Source organism: Enterococcus sp. AZ188 (assembly GCF_050544075.1).
GTDB classification, from domain to species: domain Bacteria; phylum Bacillota; class Bacilli; order Lactobacillales; family Enterococcaceae; genus Enterococcus_D; species Enterococcus_D entomosocium.
Genome location: NZ_CP172943.1, coordinates 3,050,355 through 3,073,265 on the forward strand (window position 1 = coordinate 3,050,355; position 22,911 = coordinate 3,073,265).

The following is a 22,911-nucleotide window of genomic DNA, read 5'->3' on the forward strand; positions in this document are numbered from 1 at the left end:
AGGGGGCTTTTGATTGATTAGAAATCCCGCACACGAACGGTTTGTTGTGGTGAAGAAGCACTGGCGTAACAGCCCACCATGATCCCAGTAAAGACACCACCGACTTCAGTGGTCAGATATTTTGTTTCTCCACTGCCTAAAAGCTGTGCTTGTCCTTGTTCATCAAAAACAGAAAAACGATAGGTTTCTTTATCGGCGCTCAGCTGCAAGGTGACCATATCTGCTGCATAAGGCAGTTTCTTTTCCACTTTCCATAAGGAACCGATTTGTCGGCGGAAAACTAGCTGCTGACTGGACGCCGTTTTTTCTAGGTATCCCTCATAGTGATGGGTGGCATTTAAGAAAACCGTCAATCCTGCTTGCCCATCCGTTAGTTGCCGACAATCAAAGGTTGCCTGAAATTGTTGCTCAAAGGCGGTTTGCCGTTGGAACACTGCGGCGAGTTTGCCTTGATCGGACAGACCCGTCTGATTAGGATGCAGCAAGAAACCATATGGCTCTTCTTCAATCAACGTCGGGTCCCATTCGAATAAAGTCACGTAATCAGGCTTGCTGCTCTTCTTTTGTGTTTCCTTTGGTGCCGCCGCTGTGTCTACCTGAATGATTTCTGGCAAGTGACCTTCCTCGCCAAACACCGGCCATGGGTTTGACCAGTCCACCGGTAGCAGGCATGTTTCCCGACCTAGCAAATGCCTCAAAGGATAGCTGATGGGGCGTACTGCCAGACAAACTGCCCACCAGTTGCCTTGGGTATCTTGCACGAGGTCCGCATGCCCTGTAGCTTGCAGCGGCAGATTCGTGCTGCGATTGGTCATCACTGGATTGTTGGGGCATGCTTCATAGGGGCCCGTCAAGGAACGACTGCGGGCCATGGTCAGCATATGACCATAGGACGTTCCACCTTCGGAGATCAACAGGTAGTAATAGCCGTCTTTTTTATACAAGTGGGGGCCTTCTGGATCAGCCGATCCGCTGCCTGTCCAAATGTTTTGGCGCGGACCTAATTCTCCAGAAGCCAAATTGATCGTCCGCAGATAGATCTCCTTATGGGTGCCTAAGTAATAGGTCTGCCCATCGTCATCTGCGAAAATCGTCGGGTCGATCCCAGGGGTGTCCAGCCAAATCGGGTCAGACCATTCACCGGCGATGTCATCTGTCCAGATCAGAAAGTTGCCTTCTCTTCCTTCGTTTGCCCCAACGTTGGTACAAACGAGGTAAAAGCGGTCCTTGATAAAACGCAAGGTTGGGGCATACAGACCAAAAGCATTGGGATTTTTCGTCGATAACTGCAGCTGCTCAGGTCGCGAAAGTCCATGACCAATCAGCTGCCAGTCTGCCAAGTTTTTACTGTGATAAATTGGTAATCCAGGAAAATATTCAAAAGTACTCGTCACCAGATAAAAGTCTTCACCGACACGGCAAATACTGGGATCTGGATGAAATCCAGGTAAAATTGGATTCGTGATGGTTCGCATCGGCATCTAGAACTCCTTTATCGTGGTTTGGTCAGCCGTCAGCTTATGGATCGTTTTTCCAGCAGTCGTGTGAATCTGCAAGGATGCTTGCTGGATCCCTGTCAGCTTGACGATCAGTTCTTGATCGACTCTTTCAACAGCCACCTCGCCAATCCACTCACCGTGGTGATCATAGATAGCCGCAGCGGTCTTGTCTTGCGGATCAAAGAGATGGATCGTTGGATGTTCGGCATAGTCATAGACTGCTTTGGTTTGTTCATGGCCTTCGATAATCAGTTGATTTGGTCGGACTAACAGTGGCAAGTGGAAATAATCATAGGTTTCTTGGTACCAACGTCCGCCCTCGTAAGCTTTGCCAGATAAATAGTCGATCCAATGCCCCTTCGTCTTCGGTACGTAAAAGGAGACCGTTCCTTGATCATTAAAAATGGGCGCAACTAAAAGGTGTTCCCCCAGCATGTATTGGCGATCCAAATGATGGGTCATCTCGTCTTCAGGAAACTCTAAGACCATCGCCCGCATCATCGGAATCCCCGTTTGGGCGGTTAGCACCGATTGAGCTTGCAAGTAAGGCATCAAGGACAATTTTAACTTGGTAAAGGCTTTGGCTACCGCCACGGCTTCGTCGTCATAAACCCAAGGCACTTTGTATTCCCAGCTGCCATGGTAACGGCTATGGGAAGACAGCAGACCAAATTGTGTCCAGCGCTTGTAAAGGTCTGGGGTTGAGCCAGCTTCAAACCCTGAGATATCGTGGCTCCAATATCCAAAGCCGCCTAACCCAAAGGACAGACCTGCCCGCAGTGACTCTGCCATTGATGGATAATCTGACGTACTGTCGCCACCCCAGTGTACAGGCAAGCGTTGCGAACCAACCGAAGCTGCCCGCGCAAAAACGATGGCTTCTTCTGCTCCCTTGACTTCTTTCAGCAAGTCAAAGACGACTTTATTGTATAGGTAGGCGTAATAATTGTGCATTTTTTCTGGATCAGAGCCGTCATAGTATACCGCATCGGTGGGAATCCGTTCACCAAAATCCGTTTTGAAGCAATCCACACCCATATCTAATAAGGCACGCAGCTTGCTATTGTACCAAGCGACCGCTTCAGGGTTGGTGAAGTCGACGATCGCCAAACCTGCTTGCCATTTGTCCCATTGCCAGACATCTCCATTGGCGCGTTTCAAAAAGTAGCCATTGGCCATCCCTTCGTCAAACAAGGGTGATTTTTGCCCAATGTACGGATTGATCCAGACACAGATTTTCAATCCTTTGGCTTTCAAGCGCTGCAGCATTTTTTCCGGTTCTGGGAAAGTTCGTTCGTCCCACGTGAAGTTGCACCACTCGTATTCCTTCATCCATAAGCAGTCAAAATGAAAGACCTCAAGGGGAATCTCACGTTCTGCCATACCGTCTACAAAAGATGTTACGGTTTGTTCATCATAATCCGTCAAGAACGAGGTACTTAGCCACAACCCAAAGGACCACGCAGGTGGCAGCGACGGTTTCCCCGTCAAATCAGTGTAGCGCTGGATCACTTGCTTTAACTCATCACCGGCGATCACAAAGTACTGCAGCGTTTGTCCTGGATTGCTGAATTGAACACGAGAAACTTTTTCACTCCCCACTTCAAATTGCACCCGGTCGGGTGAATTGACGAAGACGCCATACCCTTTATTACTTACATAAAACGGAATATTTTTGTAAGCTTGCTCCGTACCAGTGCCCCCGTCGGCATTCCAAATATCAACACTTTGGCCATTTTTCACGAAATTAGTAAAGCGTTCCCCTAAACCATAGATCGTTTCTCCCACATCCAGGGTCAACTGTTCGCTGATATGGGTATTTGCTTGCGGATCAATCACTAAGGCTTTGCTGCGAGGGTTGCTTTGGGTAATCAGCTGTTCTTTGTAATAAAACGAAGCTGTCACATTTTCCTCTTTGCTGATCACGACTTGCAAGTCTCCCGAGCGAAAAACATACGATTGCTCATCTTCTGAAATATCAGGAGTGATCTCTTCTGTCATCAATTCAAAGTTGGGTGCTTTGGCTTGGACCCCTTTATAATTGTAAAGGGTGATCCCAATGATATTGGTTCTAGGGGTAGTGACTTCCATCGTTAACAATCCGCCATCCAGCGTTGCCCCTTTATGTCCGACATAGCCATAAGGCAGATATAAAACCAATTTGTTTTCTTCTTTACGGGCATCGTAGACATGCACCGCAAATTTCACATCAAATCCTTCACGAAATAACCAACCGCCATCTGAAAATTTCATTTTTTTCCTCCTTGTTGGATCAATGTCAACGCCCCTAACAGACCAGAATCATTATAGTAACGACAAGTCTCGATCGGCACTTGGAAATCTGGCCAATGGGGGTTCTCATTGATTGCTTGTTTGATTATAGCTAATAGATCAGGGTGTTGGCTGATGCCGCCGCCGATCAGTATTTTTTCGGGATTCATCGTGACAGCTAGGTTGTAAATCGCAAGTGCGACATAACGTGCCCACTGTTTCAGAATCTCCTGCGTTTCAGGATCACTCGACCGCTGCTGCATGATGGTTTCTCCTAAAATCTCCTCTGATTCAGGAATCGCTTTTGCTCGTCGATAGGCAGCAATCAGCCCTCTCGTTGAAGCTAGATCATGGAGGGTCGCAAAAGAAGATGCTTGAAAATCAGTGATCATCATTCCGAATTCTCCTGCCCGAAACCCATTTCCGTGAATCAACTGGCGCTGATGAACAAGCGCGCCACCAATACCGGTGCCTAATGTGATTATGACAAAATCTTGTACGTCAGCAGCATTGCCGGTAGAAAGTTCTGCTAAAGCAGCACATTTCGCATCATTTTCGATCCAGATCGGATAGGACTTGGTTAAACGCTGCTGTAGCTCTTGTACGACAGCACAGCCGTGTAAAGGAGCCAACGCCCCCGCCATGATCGCTCGGCCATTGACTGAATCAATGAAACCAGGAAAACTCAGCCCGATCCCTTCGATAACATGCGCTTGCTCGACTTCTTGTATTTTGGCAGCTAAGGCAGCAAAAAATTCATCCCGCGTATTACTCGGGGTTTTGATTTTGCCTCGGTCCAGCCATTGATTCTTCTCGGTAAAAACCCCGAATTTGATATAGGTCCCGCCTACATCAAAGCACAGGCGTACATCTGTCATTTCTCCTCCTCCGTTCAAAAAGCGCTTACAGTTTCATCTAAATTATATAAAAGAAAAAAAAGAAAGCCTACCAAGCAATTTAGTCATCGTTACCCTAAAAAATAGATGTCCGTAGAAAATCACGGACATCTTTGTGGTTATTCATTTTTCCGAAACTCATTCGGCGAAACCTGATGGTATTGTTTGAACTTTTTGTAGAAATAATCAACATTGCTGTAGCCTACCAATTCAGCGACTTCGTAGACCATTAGATTGGAATGACGTAAGATTTCCACCGCCTTTTCCATTCGCACTTCATCCAAGAACGCCAAATAATTTTTACCGGTTTCTTTGCGAAACTTCTTGCCTAGATAGGCACTATTGTAATTGAAACGTTCCCCGATTTTTTTCAAGGTCAAATCTTCTTGATAATGCTTTTTCGTGTATTGGATCAATTCCGCAATGATATCGATTTGGTTCAAACTGCTGGCGACTGTTGCTTGCAAGTCTGCTAGTTTTGCGGTGATCACCTCTTGTAGCATCGGAAACGTTTGGGCGAGAAAAATCTGCTGATGCACTTCGTCTGTCGACCATTCGATCGCTAATGCTACTTTTTCACTGATTTGATGCTGCAGCCATTCGATGTCGCCATTGATTTGCCATTTGATCTCTTCTTCCAATGCCAATGAATGATAAAAGGTTTGATAATAGCGGGATAACGGCTGTTCCAATGGATCGTTTGCCAAAATCGCTTTTACTAATTCTTCACGCAAATCGCTTCGTTCTTCTGCTTCTTGGGTCGTATCCAAAACATGGTGAGAAATGACTTGATTGGGAAATAAGAAAATCAATTTACTCAATGTCTGGATGTCGATCATCAATGGCTTCAAGTTCTCTTGCGCCGCAAACCAGCGGGAGATCAAGATTTCTTGATGAGCCATTTTTTTGCGGCACCACGTATCGATCGCCTCGTCGGGAAAGCGTTCCTCGTTTAACAAAACCAAATACCGATGATGCCGATGGATCAAGGTGATGACTTGCGCCACTTGCTCCTGCAATTTCTCAACCAGCTTTTGGGCATCTGCCTCCTCGGGAAGTCGCAATAGCTTGATGGCTTGTGCGTCTTTGATCCCCGTTTGATCCCCGCCAAACAATTTCTCCATCAACTGACTCTTCTGATTTTTCTGCTGATCGGTCTTGGCTTTTTGATCGATTTTCGTCAAAATACCGATCAGCTCTTCTTCATCAACTGGTTTCAGCAAATAGGTCACAGCGCCCAGTTGCAACGCTTGCTTGGCATAGTCAAAATCTGAGTAGCCGGACAAAATAATGGCAAAAAACAAAAGACCTTCCTCCGATGCTGCTTGCACCATCTCAAGACCATTTTTTCCCGGCATACGGATATCAGCGATCACAACGTCTGGCTTCAATTCGCGGATCATTGCCAAGCCAGCTTCGCCGTTTTCCGCCGACCCGACGATTTGATACCCCAGACGTTCCCAATCGATGATCAGAGGCAGTCCATTTCGGATCGATGCTTCATCATCAACGATCAACACTTTACGCATTTTCCAACCTCCATTTTCAGCTACTCCTTCGTTACATCATGTTTCCCTTGTCAAACTTGCCCCGTTGGTGCGAATCACCTCTTGATACCAATAAAAACTATCTTTCGGGATGCGCGCCAACTGACGTTCGTTTTGATTGTCGCGATCGACATAAACAAACCCATAGCGTTTTTGGTATCCATTCAACCAACTTAGTAGATCTGTAAAGGACCAAGCACAATAGCCGATCAGCTCAACCCCATCCGTGATGGCCTTTTGCAGTTCCACCAGATGTTCTTGCAAATAGGTAATGCGGTATGGATCATGGATCTGTTTGTCTTCTGTCAATTGATCGATGGCGCCTAACCCATTTTCAGTAATAAAAATCGGCAAGTCATAATTGGCTTGGATACGTCGCAAGGCTACACGGAAACCAACGGGATCGATCTCCCAGCCCCAATCTGTTTTTTTCAAGTGGGGATTTTCCGCCGTCGCAAACATGGTTTCTTCTGGTGAGAACTCGCCAGCTGCCGCTTGCATCAAATACGGATCGACTTTAGAAAATTCTTTCTTTTCAGCTGACTGCTTTTGCAAATTGTTTTGTTGGGCCGTCCCACCGTGATAGTAATTGATCCCTAAGAAATCAGGTTTTGCCTGTTTTAATAGTGCTTGATCTTCTGGAGTGACTTCAGGAGCCAGACCGACTTTGGCTAATTGCTTGTAGACAAATTTCGGGTATTCGCCTTTGCAATAGACATCTAAAAACCACGCGTTGTTGAAGGCTTCGCCATTTTCTGCAGCCAGCACATCTTCTGGGTCACAGCTAAACGGATACATCGGACCATAGCCAAAACTTGGACCAATCTTGCCCTGTGGAACCAGCTCATGGAACAAATTAATTGCCTTTGCATTGGCAAGGTTGATGATATGATTGGCTGCATACATCCGTTTTAAGTCCTTCAAGCCCGGTGGATGTGCCGCCCAACGGTACCCAAGAGAAGTGAAGACATTTTGTTCATTCATGGTGACCCAATAGGTGACTTTCTTTCCTAAGCGTTCAAAAAGGATTCGGCAATACCGTTCAAATGCCGCTGCTGTTTCTCGTCCCTCCCATCCTTGGTATTTGTCTTGCAAAGCCTGAGGAAGATCCCAATGATACAGCGTCAAAATCGGTTCTACTCCTTGCCGAAGCAATTCGTCCACCAGCTTTTCGTAAAACGCCACACCAGCTTCATTGACCGCACCTTCGCCATCAGGCACGATTCGCGACCACGCCACGCTGAAGCGATAGGCTTTCAAGCCCATTTGCTTCATCAAGGCAACATCTTCTTTGTATCGATGGTAGTGATCGATCGCCACTTTGCCGTTGGTTTCCTCAAAGGTATTGCCGGGAATTTGGGCATAGGTATCCCAAATCGACGGACCTTTGCCGTCTTCTGCCCATGCACCTTCAATTTGATAGGCCGCCGAAGCCGCCCCCCATAAGAAGTTTTCTGGGAAAGGATCTAAGTTTGTGTGAAACATCAAGTTGCCTCCTTCAATTCCTAAACCGAGTTAAATCGGTTACATTTTATCGTATCATAATTTGGTTGATTCGTAACAATTGCCAAAAGATATTTTTTAGGTGAAAAAACTGTCGCTCCTCAGAACGACAGTCGTTTCTTATTAAAACAGGTAATCATTCAAACGAGATTTCACATATTCAATGTGGCTGGATTCTAATTCGATTTGATCATGCGCCAATGCGTAATCTGTCAGTGTTTCTAAGTTTTCCTCATCAGCAACGATCTTCGCTCCGATGCCTTCTTGGAACGAGGCGTACCGTTTTTCCTTCAACTCGTCTAAGAAGCGGTCTTCTTTCAGTTTCGCTGCTGCTTTTAACGCTCGGGCATACGTATCCATACCAGCGATGTGGGCTAACAACAGATCTTCCATTTCAAATGACGAACGACGGACTTTAGAATCGAAGTTGATTCCTCCCGGTGCGATGCCGCCGTTTTCTAAGACTTCGTATAAAGCGAGTGTCGAGTCAAAAACGTTGGTTGGAAATTCATCCGTATCCCATCCTAACAGCATATCTCCTTGGTTGGCATCCAGTGAGCCTAATGCGTTATAGCTGCGAGCGACGGCGATTTCATGTTCAAAGGTATGCCCAGCTAATGTTGCATGATTGGCTTCTAGATTTAATTTGAAATCTCCTTCTAAGCCGTAGTGCTGAATGAAGGCCATCGTTGTCGCTGCATCAAAATCATATTGGTGTTTTGATGGTTCTTTTGGTTTCGGCTCTAATAAGAACTGCGGTTTATGACCGATTTTTTCTCCATAAGCGATCGCCATTTTGAATAGACGGGCGATGTTGTCTTGTTCAAATTTCATGTCTGTATTCAACAAGGTTTCATAGCCTTCACGGCCGCCCCAGAAGACATAGTTCTCACCGCCTAATTTTTTCGAGATATCTAAGCCTTTTTTAACTTGGGCTGCTGCATACGCGTAAACTTCCGCATTATTGGTGGAAGCAGCGCCGTTGTTGAAACGAGGGTGTGAGAACATATTTGCTGTATTCCATAATAGTTTGATTCCCGTTTGTTCCATTTTTTCTTTGATCAAATCGGTGATTTCGTCTAAGTTTTGGAAAAATTCTTCTAACGTTTCTCCCGCAGGTGCCACGTCAACATCATGGAAACAGAAGAACTCTGCTCCTAATTTTTCGCAAATCTCAAAGAAAGCTTCTACTCGATTTTTCGCTGTTTCCATTTCGGTGTCACCGATCCACGTCCGTTTGTTGACGGGTGCGCCGAAAGGATCAGAGCCGTCTTGCGTCATCGTATGCCAATAGGCGATTGCAAAACGTAGATGATCTTTCATTTTCTTGCCTAAAACAACTTCTTCGGCATCGTAGTGGCGAAATGCAAACATATTGTCTGTTATAGGACCTTCGTAGCGGATTTTTTCGATTTCTGGGAAATAAGTCATTGTTGTTGCCTCCATTTTATGTTTTTTAGTGTAATAAACTAACTTACTTGGTTCCAATCATTTAGAACCAAAAACGATTCCTCGCTTTAATCAAGCAGATTTTCTGCTGCCATTATGCTATTCGATTTGCGCCAACGCATGGCAGATAGGCGCGGTTTGCTGGTAGACGGTCCGGTAGATCGCATAGATTTCTTGGTATTTGGCGACATTTTCAGGAATCGGTGCAATGGCCTTGCTGTATTTGACAAAGGCGTTAACACAAGCGGCCGCATCTGGATAAATGCCGCTGCCGATTGCTGCCAGCATTGCTGCGCCCATACCTGGACCTTGTTCAGTAGATAAAGTCAGCATTTCTGCATTAAAAATATCGGCTTGCATTTGCAGCCATTCGGCATTTTTCGCACCGCCCCCCACAGAAACGATCTGGGTGAATTTCCGCTGTGCTCGTTCTTCCATGATCATTTGGGAATCTTTCAGAGAGAAGGTGATCCCTTCTAAGACGGCACGACTGAAATGCTTTTCGCGATGCCGTGTGTCAATGCCAATAAAACTTCCCCTGATTTGGCTGTCGGTATGTGGTGTGCGTTCGCCCACGATATAAGGCGTAAACAGCAGGCCTTCTGCCCCCGGTTTTACCTCACTGATCGCTGAAAGCAATTCCTGAAACGATTGGTTTGGGGCAAACGTATCACGATACCAGCTTAAGGAATTTCCAGCGGCTAACGTGACCCCCATTGAATACAACTTGTCTTTGATCGCATGACGGAAAAGGTGTAGATCGCCTTGATAATCAACCTCTTGCGCTTCTTCAAAGGATAAGAACACACCGCTAGTGCCAATCGACACCATGCCGACACCTTCGGCGATGATCCCTGAACCTAATGCAGCACAGGCATTGTCTGCACCACCTGCATAGATCGTCACCTCTTGTTCAAAGCCAAAGGCTTCTTGCAGTTCTTTTCGCATTTTCCCTACAGGCGCTGCTGATTCAAAAAGCGGCGGCAGTAAATCCGATGCGATTGCGAATTTTTCTAGAATGGCTTCAGACCAGCACTTCTTTTCGATATCCAGCAGTAACGTACCCGCCGCATCAGAATAATCCATCGAATAGTTACCAGTCAGCCAAAAAGCCAAGTAGTCTTTTGGCAACATCATGTGACGAACTTGTTGCCAATGTTCAGGCTCATATTCTTGGACCCATAAAATTTTTGGTAAGGTGAACCCTTCCAAAGCAATATTCTTGGTGATTGCTTTTATTTCCTCTCCAAAGGATGCCATGATCGCTTGACATTGTTTGGTGGTTCGAACGTCATTCCATAATATTGCCGGACGAATGACTCGGTTTTCTTCATCCAATAAAACAAGACTATGCATTTGCCCGGAAAAGCTGATGCCGATCAATTCTTTCTGCAACGTTGGAAGCTGCTGGATCAAGGTTTTGATTACCTTATCTGCCGCCTCTTGCCAATGCACAGGCTCTTGCTCACTGAACCCCGGTCTAGGGGATGACAATGGATAGTCAACACTTGCTGTTCCTTGGAGTTCCCCGGTTTGATCAAAAACTAAGCCTTTTAACGCACTTGTTCCTAGATCCAACCCTAAAAAATAAGCCATCTCTTCTCTCCTTCCTCTGTTTGAAGCAGTTAACCATTGCCTCTCAATCGGTTAATTAGCATTCAAAACTAACTAATTGGATAGTAAACGATTCTCGTATTTCTGTCAAGCGCTTTCAACGATTCTTTCTTTGATTTTCGTTCTCAAACTGCTGCTCCTACATTCTTCCTCTTTTCTTTATTCTTCAGCTTGCACAATATTAATTTGCACGGTAAACTAACACTAATCACATCTATGAAGAGGAGAACACATGATTATCAATAAAATGGGCATACGCGAACAAAATGAAGCGGCTGTATTGAAGACGATCATTGACAATGAAAATGTGTCACGAGCGGAAGTATCAAATTTGACCCATCTCAATAAAGCGTCTGTTTCTCAAATAACCAAAAAACTGATTGACACGGACTTCGTTCGCGAAGTCGGCATTGGGGATTCCACTTCGATCGGTGGTCGCAAACCGATTCAATTGCAATTCAATCACCGCAGCAGCTTAGCTGTTACCTTTGACATCGGCTATAACTATGTTCGTGGAATGCTTTCTTATATCAATGGCGAGATGATCGCCTCCGCCGACCATTCCCATGAATTGATCACCAAAGAAAATGTACTAGCGACGATCGATTCCATGATGAAAGAATTTTGGCCGCAAATGCCGCAAACCACTCATGGATTAGTAGGAATCTGTTTGGCGATCCACGGCATCGTTCACAATCAGACGGTCACCTTTGCCCCCTACTACGACTTGGAACACTTTGATTTGATCGCCCCTTTGAGCCAAAAATACAATACGGCGGTCTATATAGAAAACGAAGCCAATCTGACGGCTTTAGGCGAGTACTGTTTTTCTTCTGATTCCACGAATTTACTGAGCGTCAGCGTCCATAGTGGGATCGGTGTCGGAATCATCGTTGATGGGCAGCTGCAAACCGGTACTCACGGCATGGCGGGGGAAGTTGGCCATTCTACGCTCTTTCCTCACGGCAACTTGTGCCCTTGCGGCAATCGAGGCTGCTTAGAGCAATACGCGTCGAACAAAGTTTTGTTTGACACCTACAGTCACTATACAAAAACTGCGTTCGTTAATTCGGATACCTTTGCACAAGCCTATCATGCCGGAGAAAAATCAGCAGTCGAATTGGCGCAACAAAATGTTGAGTTTCTTAGTATTGGGCTAAACAATGTCATCACTTTTTCTGATCCCGAAGAAGTCTATATCAACAGCTCGGTCTATCGCAAAATTCCTGATTTATTACTGGCGCTGCAACAAAAATTGACCAGCCAGTTCACCAAAAACACGAAGATCAAAAACAGCCGATTAGGCGATCAAGCCCCGCTGTTTGGCGGCAACGTTCTAGTGGCAAAACATTTCTTGAATATCAACGATTTGCGCTTTGCGGCACTTGATCTCTCCCGTGCGATCCGTTAAATGTAAATGAATGCTGGACTGAAAACTCAGTCCAGTGTTTTCTTTTGGTAAAAGGGTCTCGCTATCCTTTGATTCCGCCAGCCGTCACACCGCCCACGATGTATTTCGATAGAAACAGGTAAATCAGCAGTAAAGGAATAATACTTAATGAGATCCCTAGATACATACTGCCAAATTCAGTACGGTAAACATCAGTTTTCAACAATTGGACCAGCATCGGCAACGTATACTTTTCCGTATCGTTGATCAAGATCAAGGGCATCAAGAAATTATTCCACGAGGTCACGAACGAGAAAATCGCCATGGTAGCTAAGCCCGGTTTCATCAAAGGCAACATGATGAGATGGAAAATTTTGATTTCGCCGGCTCCGTCTAGACGAGCAGAATCTGCCAAATCAGGATGATAGATCGTTTCTAAGTATTGCTTTAAGAAAAAAACGGTCGCGGGTGATGCGATCGCTGGTAAAATCAATGGCAGAAAATTATTTAAGAGCCCTAAGCGATTCATAAATTGATAAAAACCGATCATGCTGATTTGCTGAGGAATCATGATCAGCCCAAGAATGACAGCAAACAGGACTTTCTTGCCACGAAATTCATAGGCGATCACGCCATAAGCCGTCAGCGCCGAAAAATACACATTGAGAACGGTAGCACCAGCAGCAATCAGGAAACTATTTTTAAACCCATTGAAAACATTGAAGCCTCTGCCCATTAAGACGGACCAGTTGTATTGGAGATTACCGCCGGGCCACAAGGACAGCCCTTGCTGGATCTGTTCCGCTGAACGGGTTGCATTGACTAAGACGACCCAAAAGGGCAGAATACTTAGGATGGTCAGCAACACCAAAAAGACATAGATCAACAATCGTTTTGCTCGATAGCTATTTTCCATTTATTTTCGCCCCACTTTGCTGTTTTCTTTGAAAAATTGAAACAATAACGTGCTTAATACGATTGAAAGTACCAATAATAGTACCGACGCGGTTGCGGCAACGTTGAAATTCCGACTCCCGGTAAAGGCCTGGTTGTAGATGAACATCGTGATTGTTAAGACACTATTGTTGGGATTACCGTTTGTCAGCAAAAAAGGAATGTCGAACATTTGCAAGCCGCCTATCAAGGACGTCACCAATGTATAAAGCAAGATTGGTTTTAACAAAGGCAGCGTGATCTTGCGGAAAATTTGACCATCATTGGCTCCATCGACCATTGCTGATTCAAAAAGAGCATCATCAATGCTCAAAATGCCCGAAACCAAAACGATCGTTGTCTGACCATACCACATCCAAAATTGGATAAAGGAAACGATCAGCCGAGTGCCCGTTTCACTACGGAAAAAGTCATAGGGCTGGTCCAAAACACCGAAATGCTGCAAGACTAGGTTGATCGGACCTAACGGAAAACTGAACAAAACAAAAAATAAGATTGCTACTGAAGCCGCAGTAATGATGTTGGGTAAGTAAAAAGCGACTTTGAAGAAGCCTTTCCCTCGCAAGCGCAGCTTGATATTGGTAAACCATGCCGCCAACAACAAAGCCAAGCCAATTTGAGGGACAAAGTTTACGCCCCACAAAATAAAGGTATTGCTGATCGATTTTAAAAATAACGGGTTGCGAAAAATCGCAAAATAGTTATCCAGTCCGACAAGATTGGCAGCTGGATTCCACCCTTTTAGATCTGTAAAGCTCAGGTAAATCGTATAGAGAATTGGATAAAGCTGAAAAACCAAGAATGCTAGAAAAAATGGTGCGATAAATAATAGCCCATAGCGATGATACTGTTCAAATCTTCTCTTATTCTGCATCGTAATCCCCCTGATATTTTTTTCTTCCACTGTCAACTTCTGCCTGTAAAGACAAGCCCTTTAAGCAGCGCGTAGTACCTAGAAAAGGTTGAAACCGACCCCGTCTTCGGTGCCGGTTTCAACAACACCTAATCTACTTGAACATCTGGATAAGCATTGACGACCGCATCTTTAAAGTTTTGGATCGCCGTTTCCTGATCCACTTCACCTTTTGAATATGGTGTCAAACAACTATCCGTAAAGAGGGTTTCAATCGTCTGGTCATACTCGGTCAGAATTTTCGCGTTGATGTCTTGAACCATATCGGCAAATTCTGCATAGTGGTTTTGACCGCCTAAAAATTCCTCTTGGTATTCGCTTTTAATTTCTTCAACGACTCGCTCATTCGATACAAAATCACCGGTATCTTCGGCCCATTGTTTTAAAAATGCTTGATCTGTGGTCAAGTAAGCCACCAATTGCGCCGCTTCTTCTTGCATCTCAGAATTTGCCGTAGCACCGATCCATGTGCCGCCCCAGAACCACGACGACGGTCCTTGGATCATGCGCCAGTCCCCTTCTGTTGAGCTGGAGTTATCGGCAGCTGTCGCATTTGGTTTTAACCAATAGTGCAGCCCCCATGTCGGCAAACTATAACCGAATACATTGTCGCTATTCATTCCAGCAAACCAAGCTTCTGATTGTCCTTCTGTATCTTGTGTCAGGCCTTCTTCTACAAATTTTCGTGATATATCCAACAAATCATACAAACTGTCGTCGATCACTAATTTACCGTCTTCAACCCAGCCATGTTCGCGTTGACCATAAAAAGGCTTCGCCAAATCTTGGACACTAGAGATCATATAGGTGGTTCCACCACTTTTTTCTTTGACTGCTTTGGCTTCCTCATAGAACTTGTCGTAGTCTGACAAGGCCGCTTGCGCAGCCGCTGGATCATCGATCCCTAGCAGCTCTTCTGCCATCGACGCCCGGTAATAAAACCCGCCAGGAGCAGCTTGCCAAGCCAAGGCATGAAGAACCCCGTCTTTTGAAGTTCCTACGTCTTTGACATATTGATACGTATCTGCCGCGGCTTCATCAAGTCCCAGTGAACCAAGGTCTGCCATCATCCCTGATTCCACATATTTTTTGACAAAGGCAGATTCTAAAGCAATCACATCTGGTGCATCTTTGGAACCGAGAATCGGATCGAGCTTGGTCTCGAATTGGTCAGAAGGAATCTCCACGATCCGAATGTCATAGGCCAAATCGTCATGCGCCGGCAAATAGTAATCATTGATCATCGTTGATAATTCTGAAGTAAAGGTCCAAACCACGAGTTCATCCTTGCCACTGCTTCCCGTTGCGCTGTTATCCGAGCCACTGTTTCCTGAACCATTCCCGCAGCCACTAAGCATAAAAGCCGCTAAGCCCGCCACTGACGCTGCTTGTAAGACCCGTTTCCAATTTTTCATCTTTCTTCCTCCTCGATTTTTTGATAGTCAAATGAATCAAAATCAGCCGCCAAACGATTGCCAGTCGTATCGATCGCAAACATCCCCACAAAAGCCCCCGTAAAGAACCCACCGTAATGTTCTGCCACATAGTCGTCAGACAATTGCAAGCTGTCAAATAGCTGATCGATGACCTGCCACTCTTTTTGATCAAAGGAGTACGCGTATTGATAGTGGGCATAATTAACGATCGTTTTGAAGTAGACCGTTTGTACATCGGCTGGTATCACAACTTTTGATACTTTTTGGCTCTTCAGTTGGCCCTTTTCGCTTGTCAATACAGTGATGATTCTGCCTTTCATCTCATCATGAGTGATGTAGATCGCCGACCAGTTTTGTGTATTGTAGTAATTCGTCATGCCTGCTAACTGTAGAAACGAGGTCGGTGAAAATTCGACGGCAGTCGTTGCTTCGAAACGAAAATCGCTCCATCTTCTTGCCACCAGTGCTTGATGGAACAAGGAATTTAACGACTCTCGCCCATACAAGCGCAAGTACCCTGGTCGTGCGGTCAAACTACCGATCTCCTCAGAAAAAGGAATCCGCAAGGTTTGAAACACTGGTGCCAACGACACCTCTTCAAAATCATCAAAGCCTGATTCTGTTTCCCACGGATGTTCGGGCAGCTGTGGCTGTGGGACCTCCGCTTTTGGAAAGTTTCCGCCTGTGATATACGGCCAATCATTTTCCCAGTAAACAGACTGGATCGCTGTTTCTCGTCCGAGCGGGCAATAGCCGCGATTTTCTAAGAGGGGCGTTTCTGGATACTTCAGCGCTCGTCCTGTTAAGTGAACAAAATACCATTCATCGGTCTGCGTTTTCACAAATGAACCATGACCGGCTTTTTGTAGCGGGATCTCTGGCTGTCCCCATGAACTAATCAGAGGGTTTTGAGGATGAACTTCATAGGGGCCTTCAATGTGTGTCCCACGAGCGATGGTACTTGCATGTTCAAACTGGGTGCCACCTTCTGCCGTCAATAAATAATAATAGCCGTTTACTTTATACATAACGGGTGCTTCAGTCAATTTGCGCTCTGTTCCTTTGAAGATAATTTTGGGCTGCCCCACCAATTTCTTGGCTTGCCAATCAAACTCTTGGAGAGCGATCCCATAAAAGGAATGGTTTGTCGGGCGATAATCCCAGACCATGTTCAGAAAATATTTTTTGCCGTCGTCGTCATGAAATAACGAGGGATCGAAACCAGAAGAGTTCATATAGATTGGTTCTGACCAATCCCCATCAATGGTTTCACAGGTGATCAAATAATTGTTCACATCTTTCCAGCTATTGGATTGTGTTTTGACATCTGAATAAATCAACCAAAAACGACCATCACTGTAACTTAAGTTTGGCGCCCAAACGCCCCCAGAATCAAGATTTCCCAGCATATTCAACTGACTGACACGATTGACTGGTGTACTGATCAAGCGCCAGTTCTTCAAATCCTTTGAATGGAAGATGCGCACACCTGGAAACCATTCAAAGGTCGACGTAGCAATGTAATAATCTTCTCCTGCACGACAAATACTCGGGTCTGGATGAAAGCCTGTTAGTATCGGATTGGTAATCAAAAAAATTTCCTCCTCTTTCCCTTTTTGGCATTTTGTGATTCAACTGAGAGTCAGTAGGAATGAACTTCTTTCAGTTAGTAAGTTTTCTTTACTAATATACCTAACTAAAAAAAGAAACTTGTTACTGCAGTCCATTTTAAAAATATTCACTAATCATTGTTCTATTTACTTTCTTCAGCTGAACTGTCATAATTATAAAATGAAATCGCTATCATTCACAGGACGATTTCCACACATCGATAGACAAAAAATGGAGGAAAGATTGCGTGACCATTTTAGAAGAATATCATTTTGGCGAATACCTAGGCGTTTCCAGTTACCATCCCTACTCGCTTAATTACATGGAACATTTTCATCGTTCCTTTGAATTGCTTTTTTGTAGTGACGGCGAAGCGGTTGTCAAAATCGAAGAAAGTCCCTATGTCCTTACAACTGGCCAAGTGTTATTAGTCATGCCTTACCAGACCCATGCCATCGAAACCCCTAAGGAATCACAACTGCATATTCTGGTTTTTTCGCCGGAGTTTATTCCAGATTTTTATGCCAAAACCAAAGATTTCGCTTTGTCAGATCCCGTTATCACCATTGATCCGTCTGTCGCAAATCAGCTGTATTATCCTTTATTTGAAACGGATTCCCTCTATTTACGAAAATCGGCACTGTATCAAGTCCTTTACCTTTTTGAGCACCAAACGACTTTACTACCAGCCAAAAACCAAGAGGATATCCTGATCCAGCTGCTTGCCTATATCGAGTCACACTTCAAAGAAGAGCTGACGCTCGAAAAACTAAGCAGCAGTATCGGTTATAGTAGCGTCTACGTTTCCAGAATGATCACTGAGAAATTGAAAAGCACCTTTCCTCGGCTTTTGAATCAAGCAAGAATTCGCCATGCCTCTTTTTTGCTGACTCATAGTCTCTTGCCGATTACGGAAGTAGCAGAACAGGCTGGCTTTCAAAATGTGCGAACCTTCAATCGAAATTTCAAAGCTTTGACCTCACTGACTCCGAAAGAATACCGCTTAACACACAATGCTCATTTTTCGTTGCTGAAGGAATAGCGCAAAAAAGCAGCTTCACTTACTTATAAAGTGAGCTGCTACAATCTTACTCGTTTTTCTAGTCAGCCTTTTGCCACGTTCCCAGAAAGTAGTGAAAAACGTTCTAACTCTCCCCTTCTTCATAGAGACATGAGCAGGAAAAAACCAATTGCCAAAATCAACCTTTGTTGTTTTACCGATTCCGCAACGCTATGCCTGATTTATAGCACCGTATGTTCTTGCTTAATGCCGTTTGCTTTATCGAAGCTTCTTGGAATAACGATCAAGCCCAAGAAAAATGATTCACGACTAGCCAGTCTCTGACTTCCGTCAGATCAGAAAAATTTTTCACCTGTGCAGCTACTTCTTGCTCAAGTTTTGGCTGTTTAAGCAAAGGATACTTCCCATTTTTCTTGACTGGCAAAATACTCAAATCATCCGCAATCAGAAAAGCTGGGATCTTGGCTTGTTTTGCGGCTCTTATGCCGGCTAGAGAATCTTCTAATACCAAGGCTGCTTCAGGCTTTACGCCTAATTGTTGGCATGCTGTCAGAAAGATTTCTGGATCAGGTTTGCCCTTTCGCACTTGATCCCCAGAAACCACCGTATCAAACCAATCTGGCATCTGTTCCATTTCAAAATACGCCTTGATTTTTTCTTTCGACGAAGAGGACGCCACGGCTATCAAGCAATCTTGTTTTTTTAATGCTTCCAATAGTTCAAGAAGGCCGGGCTTTTTGAACACCCGTTTTTCTTCAGCTAAAATCACTTCTTTCTGACGATTCATCGCTTCTCGCCACCGATCCGTTGGTACCGTACTGCCATAGAGTTCCTGCATCCCTTTACGAATATCTGCTTCCGTTCTGCCAGTCAGGTAATAATAAACATCTTGGCAAACTTCAAAATCATACTCCTCCGCGGCTCTTAAATAGGCGCGGTAAGCTAACCGACCAGTTTCAAACATCAAACCGTCCATATCAAAAATCACCAGTTTTATCTTCTCCATCCTATGGCCTCCTTTGCTTTTCTGCGAATAAAAAAGCAATGGTACCAAAATCCTTTGGCACCCATTGCTTCATCTTGTTTATATACAGCTGACTGCTCAACTTAGCAATGATTTTACATGCGCCAAATGGCTGTCAGCCTTTTCCCGCCCTTCTTTTACTAGCGCTTCTGACAGAATGAAGGAGCCGCCAACCGCTAATACTTGCGGATCAGATAAATAGTCTTGAACATTTTCGAGAGTGATTCCGCCAGTTGGGACAAATCGAATATCGTAAAACGGACCACTGAGGGCTTTGATTGCCGACAAGCCCCCGTAGATATCCGCAGGGAAAAATTTCACAACTGATAAGCCATAATCCGTTGCCCGTTGAATGTCATTGGGGGTAGCTGTCCCTGGAAACACTGGAATGTTTTCGACAAGACAAAATTCCACCACATCAGGTACAAGAGCAGGGGAAACAATAAAGCGCGCCCCTTTCTCAACCGCTGCTTTCGCTTGTTCTAAGGTGCGGACCGTGCCTGCGCCTACGATCAATTTGCCCGATTGAGAGAGTTTTTCAATCGCTTCTAAAGCAAGGTCACTGCGGAAGGTCACTTCAATAAAATACAGTTCATGCTCAATCAGCAGTGATTCTACTACTGGCAAATAGGTAAGGTCTGTTGCAGTGTAAAGAGGCAACACCCTTGTTTTTGCCAATTGTTCATAGAGTGTCATACGCTCTCTCCTCCCTTCGTTCCCCTCGATTGCATTTGCTCTTTCAAGACGGCTTCATGAAGCCCTTGAAGATAACTGATACCAATCGCGCGATCATACAGACCATAGCCTGGCATCGCCACTTCCCCCCAGATCGTCCGCCCGTGATCAGGACGGATGACACCATCAAAACCGACCTCAACCAAGGCTTTCATAATGGCATACATATCTAACGATCCTTCAGTGGAAAGATGGGCAGATTCTTTAAATTTGCGTTCCCCCATAAACAACACATTGCGAAAATGAACAAAGTTGATGCGGCCTTTTAAGCCATGAACGATCTCCACCATGTCGTTTTCTGGATCGGCACCTAACGAACCGGTGCACAACGTTACCCCATTATAAGGCGTATCCACGATGGCCATGATTTTTTTCAAGTCCTCTAAATTTTTGGTGATCCGTGGCAAACCAAAAATTTCCCAAGGTGGATCGTCCGGATGGATCGCCATTTTCACATCTACTTCTTCACACACAGGAATGATCCGCTTTAAGAAATAGCTTAAGTTATCAAAGAGGATCTCTTGAGTGACCCCTTCATAAGTTGCCATCAAACGCTGGAACTTTTTCAGTCGTTCTTCTTCCCAGCCTGGCAATTTAAAGCCTTTTGATTGGCTATGGATCAGCGTATACATCTCACTAGGTTCCATATCATCCACAACGGCTTGATCATAGAGCAAAGAGAAGCTGCCATCCTCGTTTTGATAAAATAGATTTGTTTTTGCCCAGCCGAAGATCGGTTTGAAGCTATAGCAGATCATATGTACATCACAAGCTGCTAAATTCCGAATTGTTTGAATATATTGATCGATGTAGTGATCCCGTTCCTCTGTTCCGGCTTTGATCGCATCGTGGATCGCCACACTCTCAATCCCTAATAGTGAAAGATGCTCTTTTTCAATTGATGCTTTTAGTGCGTTGATTTCGGAAATCTCCCAGACATCTCCAGGCATTTTATTTAGAAGTGTTCCTACAATGCCGTGCATTCCTGGAATTTGTCGAATATTCGTTAACGGGATCGTATCCCCTTCCCCGTACCATCGAAACCCCCATTGCATTTGCTGTCATCCTTTCGTTTTTAAAAATCATCGTCCTCATCAGTTTCTTCGCTACTATCACCTGCTGAAGAATTGTGCCAAAGCGCTACACTGTTTTCTCCTTGCTGGATCACTGCTGCCACCGCCTGTTCAATCGGTGTCGCCAAAAATTGGTGATTGATTGCTTCTAATACCATCGGTAGATTCACTCCGCCGATCACATACGTCTTTTCCTGAAGTGGTTCATCTAATTGATTGATCGTAACAACCGACTGATTGTAGGGACTGGCACTCAATAGATCAGCAAACACCAAGACACCGTCCCCTTGATCTGTTTCATGAATCGCTTCATGGATTTTGTTTCCCAGAAGTTGAATATCCTCTCCGTGGTTCAAATTAACGACCGCAATATTTTCGACACTGCCCATGATCACCTCTGCAGCATCTTTAAAACCAGTACTCAGCTGTCCGTGAGTTGCCAATACGATTCCTAACAAATGTTATTCCTCCTTTTTCGCTTCCTAACCAAATAACGCAAGAACTTTTTGCATATTCCTCAGATTCAGCTCTTTTTGCTTTAATTGTTTTCTAGGCAGCACATACGTCTGATCCTGCTGCTTTTCTGCACAAAACAGATAGTTGATGCTGCCCATTGCTTCACTACTGTGTTCGATCGCCAACTGCTGCAGTTGCCCTTCATTGAATTGCTTGCCGATAGCTCGAATCGGAGCATCGGCACCAATAGAATCTAAATAATAAATCTTCGCATTCGGCCTTACTGAATCACGTAACACTTCCAACCCGCGTTCTCCGTAACTTCCGTCATCAAGAAATGCGAAGGCCGTCGCTGTTTGACTGTTTTGACTGATCAAGGACAGCAGCGCTAAGATAGAGGAGGTATTGCGGGTTAGATTTTGCTGAAATCCTGCCCCGCGGCTTACGCGATTTAATAGCAGAAAATAAATACCAACCCCTGAAGCAAAAAGCGCTGTTTGCCAAGACAATAAGGGAAATCTCCCTGAGGCAAAGTGGATATAAAGCCAAGTCCCCAACAACCCTAAAAGAATCATCACTGCTGAAGCAGTCAGAATAAATTGATTTGTTTTACGGCCTTGCTCCTGCCGATCAAAAAAATGGTAATCGCCGAAATGCTCTGGCGGTGTATCATAATATGTGCAGATGATCCGTTTTGCTTTGGTCAGATCACCAACATACAAATTGCGTGAGGCGTTTTTTTTCGTGTGATCATACTCGATCACCTGAAGGTCTTTGCGAAATGGAATGATATCCGCGATGAGTGCCTTCAAAAATCTTTGTTTGCTTTTATCCGTTGATCGCGACCGATAGACATACCGATAACGAAAAAGCCAATCACGAAATGCTTCTGTTTGATTCATGGCAGATTCTCCTATTCACAAATTACTGACACTGGAGGACCTCTTTTCCTTGCGAGATCCCCCAGCTTCCCTCACAATATTCCTTAGATATAAATGAATTAGTATGCTACTTATAACTTGAACTGTTTCAAAACATCCTTCAGTGTTGATTTCGGTGCAGAAGGCGTTGCCTGAAAATAGATTGATTCCACACCATATTCTTCATTCATTTCTTTGAGTTTTTGCGCATCAGCTTGATTTAAATAAACAGATTTTGTTACCAAGAGATCCTTCTCGGGATCTTTTTGGGCAATACCGCCTATGTTCAATTCTTTCATCGGCACGCCGTGTTTGACTAAGTCGTACATCACGCTGACGGTTTTGGCGATCAAGATACAGTTGTAATCTTTGAAGTTGTATTCATCCCAGTAAAATTTGGCTTTTTCTGGTGTAACGACGATCGTTTTTTGCCCTGTTCGGCTACCGGCATTTTTGTATAGTTCCCGCATGAACTTATCCTTAGCTACTACTTCATCCACTACAAAGATCGAATTGACTCCGCTTTTTTGCGACAAGGTCATCATGACCTGCCCATGGATCAATCGCTCGTCTACTCGTGCTAAATTTACTACACCCAT

19 protein-coding genes are annotated in these 22,911 nt (G+C 44.7%); 2 read left to right on the top strand and 17 right to left on the bottom strand.

The features are described 5' to 3' along the window. Window positions 1–17: 17 nt before the first annotated feature. From IGI86_RS14030 to xylB, 7 genes are all read right to left on the bottom strand, one after another. A complete protein-coding gene (locus tag IGI86_RS14030) occupies window positions 18–1,481 on the bottom strand; it encodes a family 43 glycosylhydrolase (protein WP_430617469.1) in 1,464 nt (487 codons plus the stop codon). After that, entirely contained in the window at window positions 1,482–3,752 is a 2,271-nt protein-coding gene (yicI, locus tag IGI86_RS14035; protein ID WP_430617470.1) for an alpha-xylosidase, read from the bottom strand. Beyond that, window positions 3,749–4,648: an ROK family protein gene (locus IGI86_RS14040; RefSeq protein ID WP_301388203.1), complete on the bottom strand. Its 900-nt coding sequence runs from the start codon at window positions 4,646–4,648 to the stop codon at window positions 3,749–3,751. The genes yicI and IGI86_RS14040 overlap by 4 nt, the downstream gene beginning before the upstream one ends. Before the next feature lie 137 nt (window positions 4,649–4,785). Continuing rightward, complete coding sequence (locus tag IGI86_RS14045) at window positions 4,786–6,195, bottom strand: response regulator (protein WP_301388201.1); 1,410 nt, start codon at window positions 6,193–6,195, stop codon at window positions 4,786–4,788. A gap of 36 nt (window positions 6,196–6,231) precedes the next feature. Further along, the gene (locus tag IGI86_RS14050) at window positions 6,232–7,698 is read right to left on the bottom strand and encodes a glycoside hydrolase family 1 protein (RefSeq protein WP_430617471.1); all 1,467 of its coding nucleotides are present in this window, start codon (window positions 7,696–7,698) and stop codon (window positions 6,232–6,234) included. A gap of 141 nt (window positions 7,699–7,839) precedes the next feature. Further along, window positions 7,840–9,147, bottom strand: a complete 1,308-nt coding sequence (gene xylA / locus IGI86_RS14055; RefSeq protein ID WP_086298022.1) for a xylose isomerase — start codon at window positions 9,145–9,147, stop codon at window positions 7,840–7,842. 117 nt (window positions 9,148–9,264) lie between these two features. After that, window positions 9,265–10,761 carry a xylulokinase gene (xylB, locus tag IGI86_RS14060; RefSeq protein ID WP_430617472.1) on the bottom strand — a complete coding sequence of 499 codons (1,497 nt, stop codon included), beginning with the start codon at window positions 10,759–10,761 and terminating at the stop codon, window positions 9,265–9,267. A 250-nt stretch (window positions 10,762–11,011) separates the two neighbouring features. On the opposite strand from xylB, the gene IGI86_RS14065 reads away from it, so the two are divergent. Continuing rightward, window positions 11,012–12,190, top strand: coding sequence for an ROK family protein (locus IGI86_RS14065; RefSeq protein ID WP_429968073.1), 1,179 nt, complete (start codon window positions 11,012–11,014; stop codon window positions 12,188–12,190). Window positions 12,191–12,251: 61 nt separating this feature from the next. On the opposite strand, the gene IGI86_RS14070 is transcribed toward IGI86_RS14065, so the two are convergent. The 4 genes from IGI86_RS14070 to IGI86_RS14085 form a co-directional block, all read right to left on the bottom strand. Beyond that, window positions 12,252–13,085 carry a carbohydrate ABC transporter permease gene (locus IGI86_RS14070; RefSeq protein WP_430617473.1) on the bottom strand — a complete coding sequence of 278 codons (834 nt, stop codon included), beginning with the start codon at window positions 13,083–13,085 and terminating at the stop codon, window positions 12,252–12,254. Continuing rightward, a complete protein-coding gene (locus IGI86_RS14075; RefSeq protein WP_015510298.1) occupies window positions 13,086–13,997 on the bottom strand; it encodes a carbohydrate ABC transporter permease in 912 nt (303 codons plus the stop codon). It abuts the gene before it with no gap. Between the two features lie 128 nt (window positions 13,998–14,125). After that, window positions 14,126–15,451 carry an ABC transporter substrate-binding protein gene (locus IGI86_RS14080; protein WP_430617474.1) on the bottom strand — a complete coding sequence of 442 codons (1,326 nt, stop codon included), beginning with the start codon at window positions 15,449–15,451 and terminating at the stop codon, window positions 14,126–14,128. Further along, the gene (locus IGI86_RS14085; RefSeq protein ID WP_430617475.1) at window positions 15,448–17,064 is read right to left on the bottom strand and encodes a glycoside hydrolase family 43 protein; all 1,617 of its coding nucleotides are present in this window, start codon (window positions 17,062–17,064) and stop codon (window positions 15,448–15,450) included. Before IGI86_RS14085 ends, IGI86_RS14080 begins: the two co-directional genes overlap by 4 nt. Before the next feature lie 266 nt (window positions 17,065–17,330). Between IGI86_RS14085 and IGI86_RS14090 the strand changes: the two genes are divergently transcribed. Then, window positions 17,331–18,125, top strand: coding sequence for an AraC family transcriptional regulator (locus IGI86_RS14090; protein ID WP_172634710.1), 795 nt, complete (start codon window positions 17,331–17,333; stop codon window positions 18,123–18,125). 262 nt (window positions 18,126–18,387) lie between these two features. Here the strand turns inward: IGI86_RS14090 and IGI86_RS14095 are convergent, their stop codons facing one another. The 6 genes from IGI86_RS14095 to IGI86_RS14120 all read right to left on the bottom strand — a co-directional run bounded on the left by IGI86_RS14095 (window position 18,388) and on the right by IGI86_RS14120 (window position 22,911). After that, entirely contained in the window at window positions 18,388–19,110 is a 723-nt protein-coding gene (locus tag IGI86_RS14095; protein WP_430617476.1) for an HAD family hydrolase, read from the bottom strand. A gap of 96 nt (window positions 19,111–19,206) precedes the next feature. Then, window positions 19,207–19,824, bottom strand: coding sequence for a bifunctional 4-hydroxy-2-oxoglutarate aldolase/2-dehydro-3-deoxy-phosphogluconate aldolase (locus IGI86_RS14100; protein WP_430617477.1), 618 nt, complete (start codon window positions 19,822–19,824; stop codon window positions 19,207–19,209). Continuing rightward, window positions 19,821–20,918 carry a mannonate dehydratase gene (uxuA, locus tag IGI86_RS14105; RefSeq protein ID WP_430617478.1) on the bottom strand — a complete coding sequence of 366 codons (1,098 nt, stop codon included), beginning with the start codon at window positions 20,916–20,918 and terminating at the stop codon, window positions 19,821–19,823. The genes IGI86_RS14100 and uxuA overlap by 4 nt, the downstream gene beginning before the upstream one ends. A gap of 20 nt (window positions 20,919–20,938) precedes the next feature. Further along, the gene (locus tag IGI86_RS14110; protein WP_016621658.1) at window positions 20,939–21,394 is read right to left on the bottom strand and encodes a PTS sugar transporter subunit IIA; all 456 of its coding nucleotides are present in this window, start codon (window positions 21,392–21,394) and stop codon (window positions 20,939–20,941) included. Window positions 21,395–21,418: 24 nt separating this feature from the next. Beyond that, window positions 21,419–22,294 (bottom strand): hypothetical protein, encoded by an 876-nt coding sequence (locus IGI86_RS14115; RefSeq protein ID WP_016621659.1) that lies wholly within the window; start codon window positions 22,292–22,294, stop codon window positions 21,419–21,421. 110 nt (window positions 22,295–22,404) lie between these two features. After that, window positions 22,405–22,911 carry a PTS system mannose/fructose/N-acetylgalactosamine-transporter subunit IIB gene (locus IGI86_RS14120; protein WP_005234049.1) on the bottom strand — a complete coding sequence of 169 codons (507 nt, stop codon included), beginning with the start codon at window positions 22,909–22,911 and terminating at the stop codon, window positions 22,405–22,407.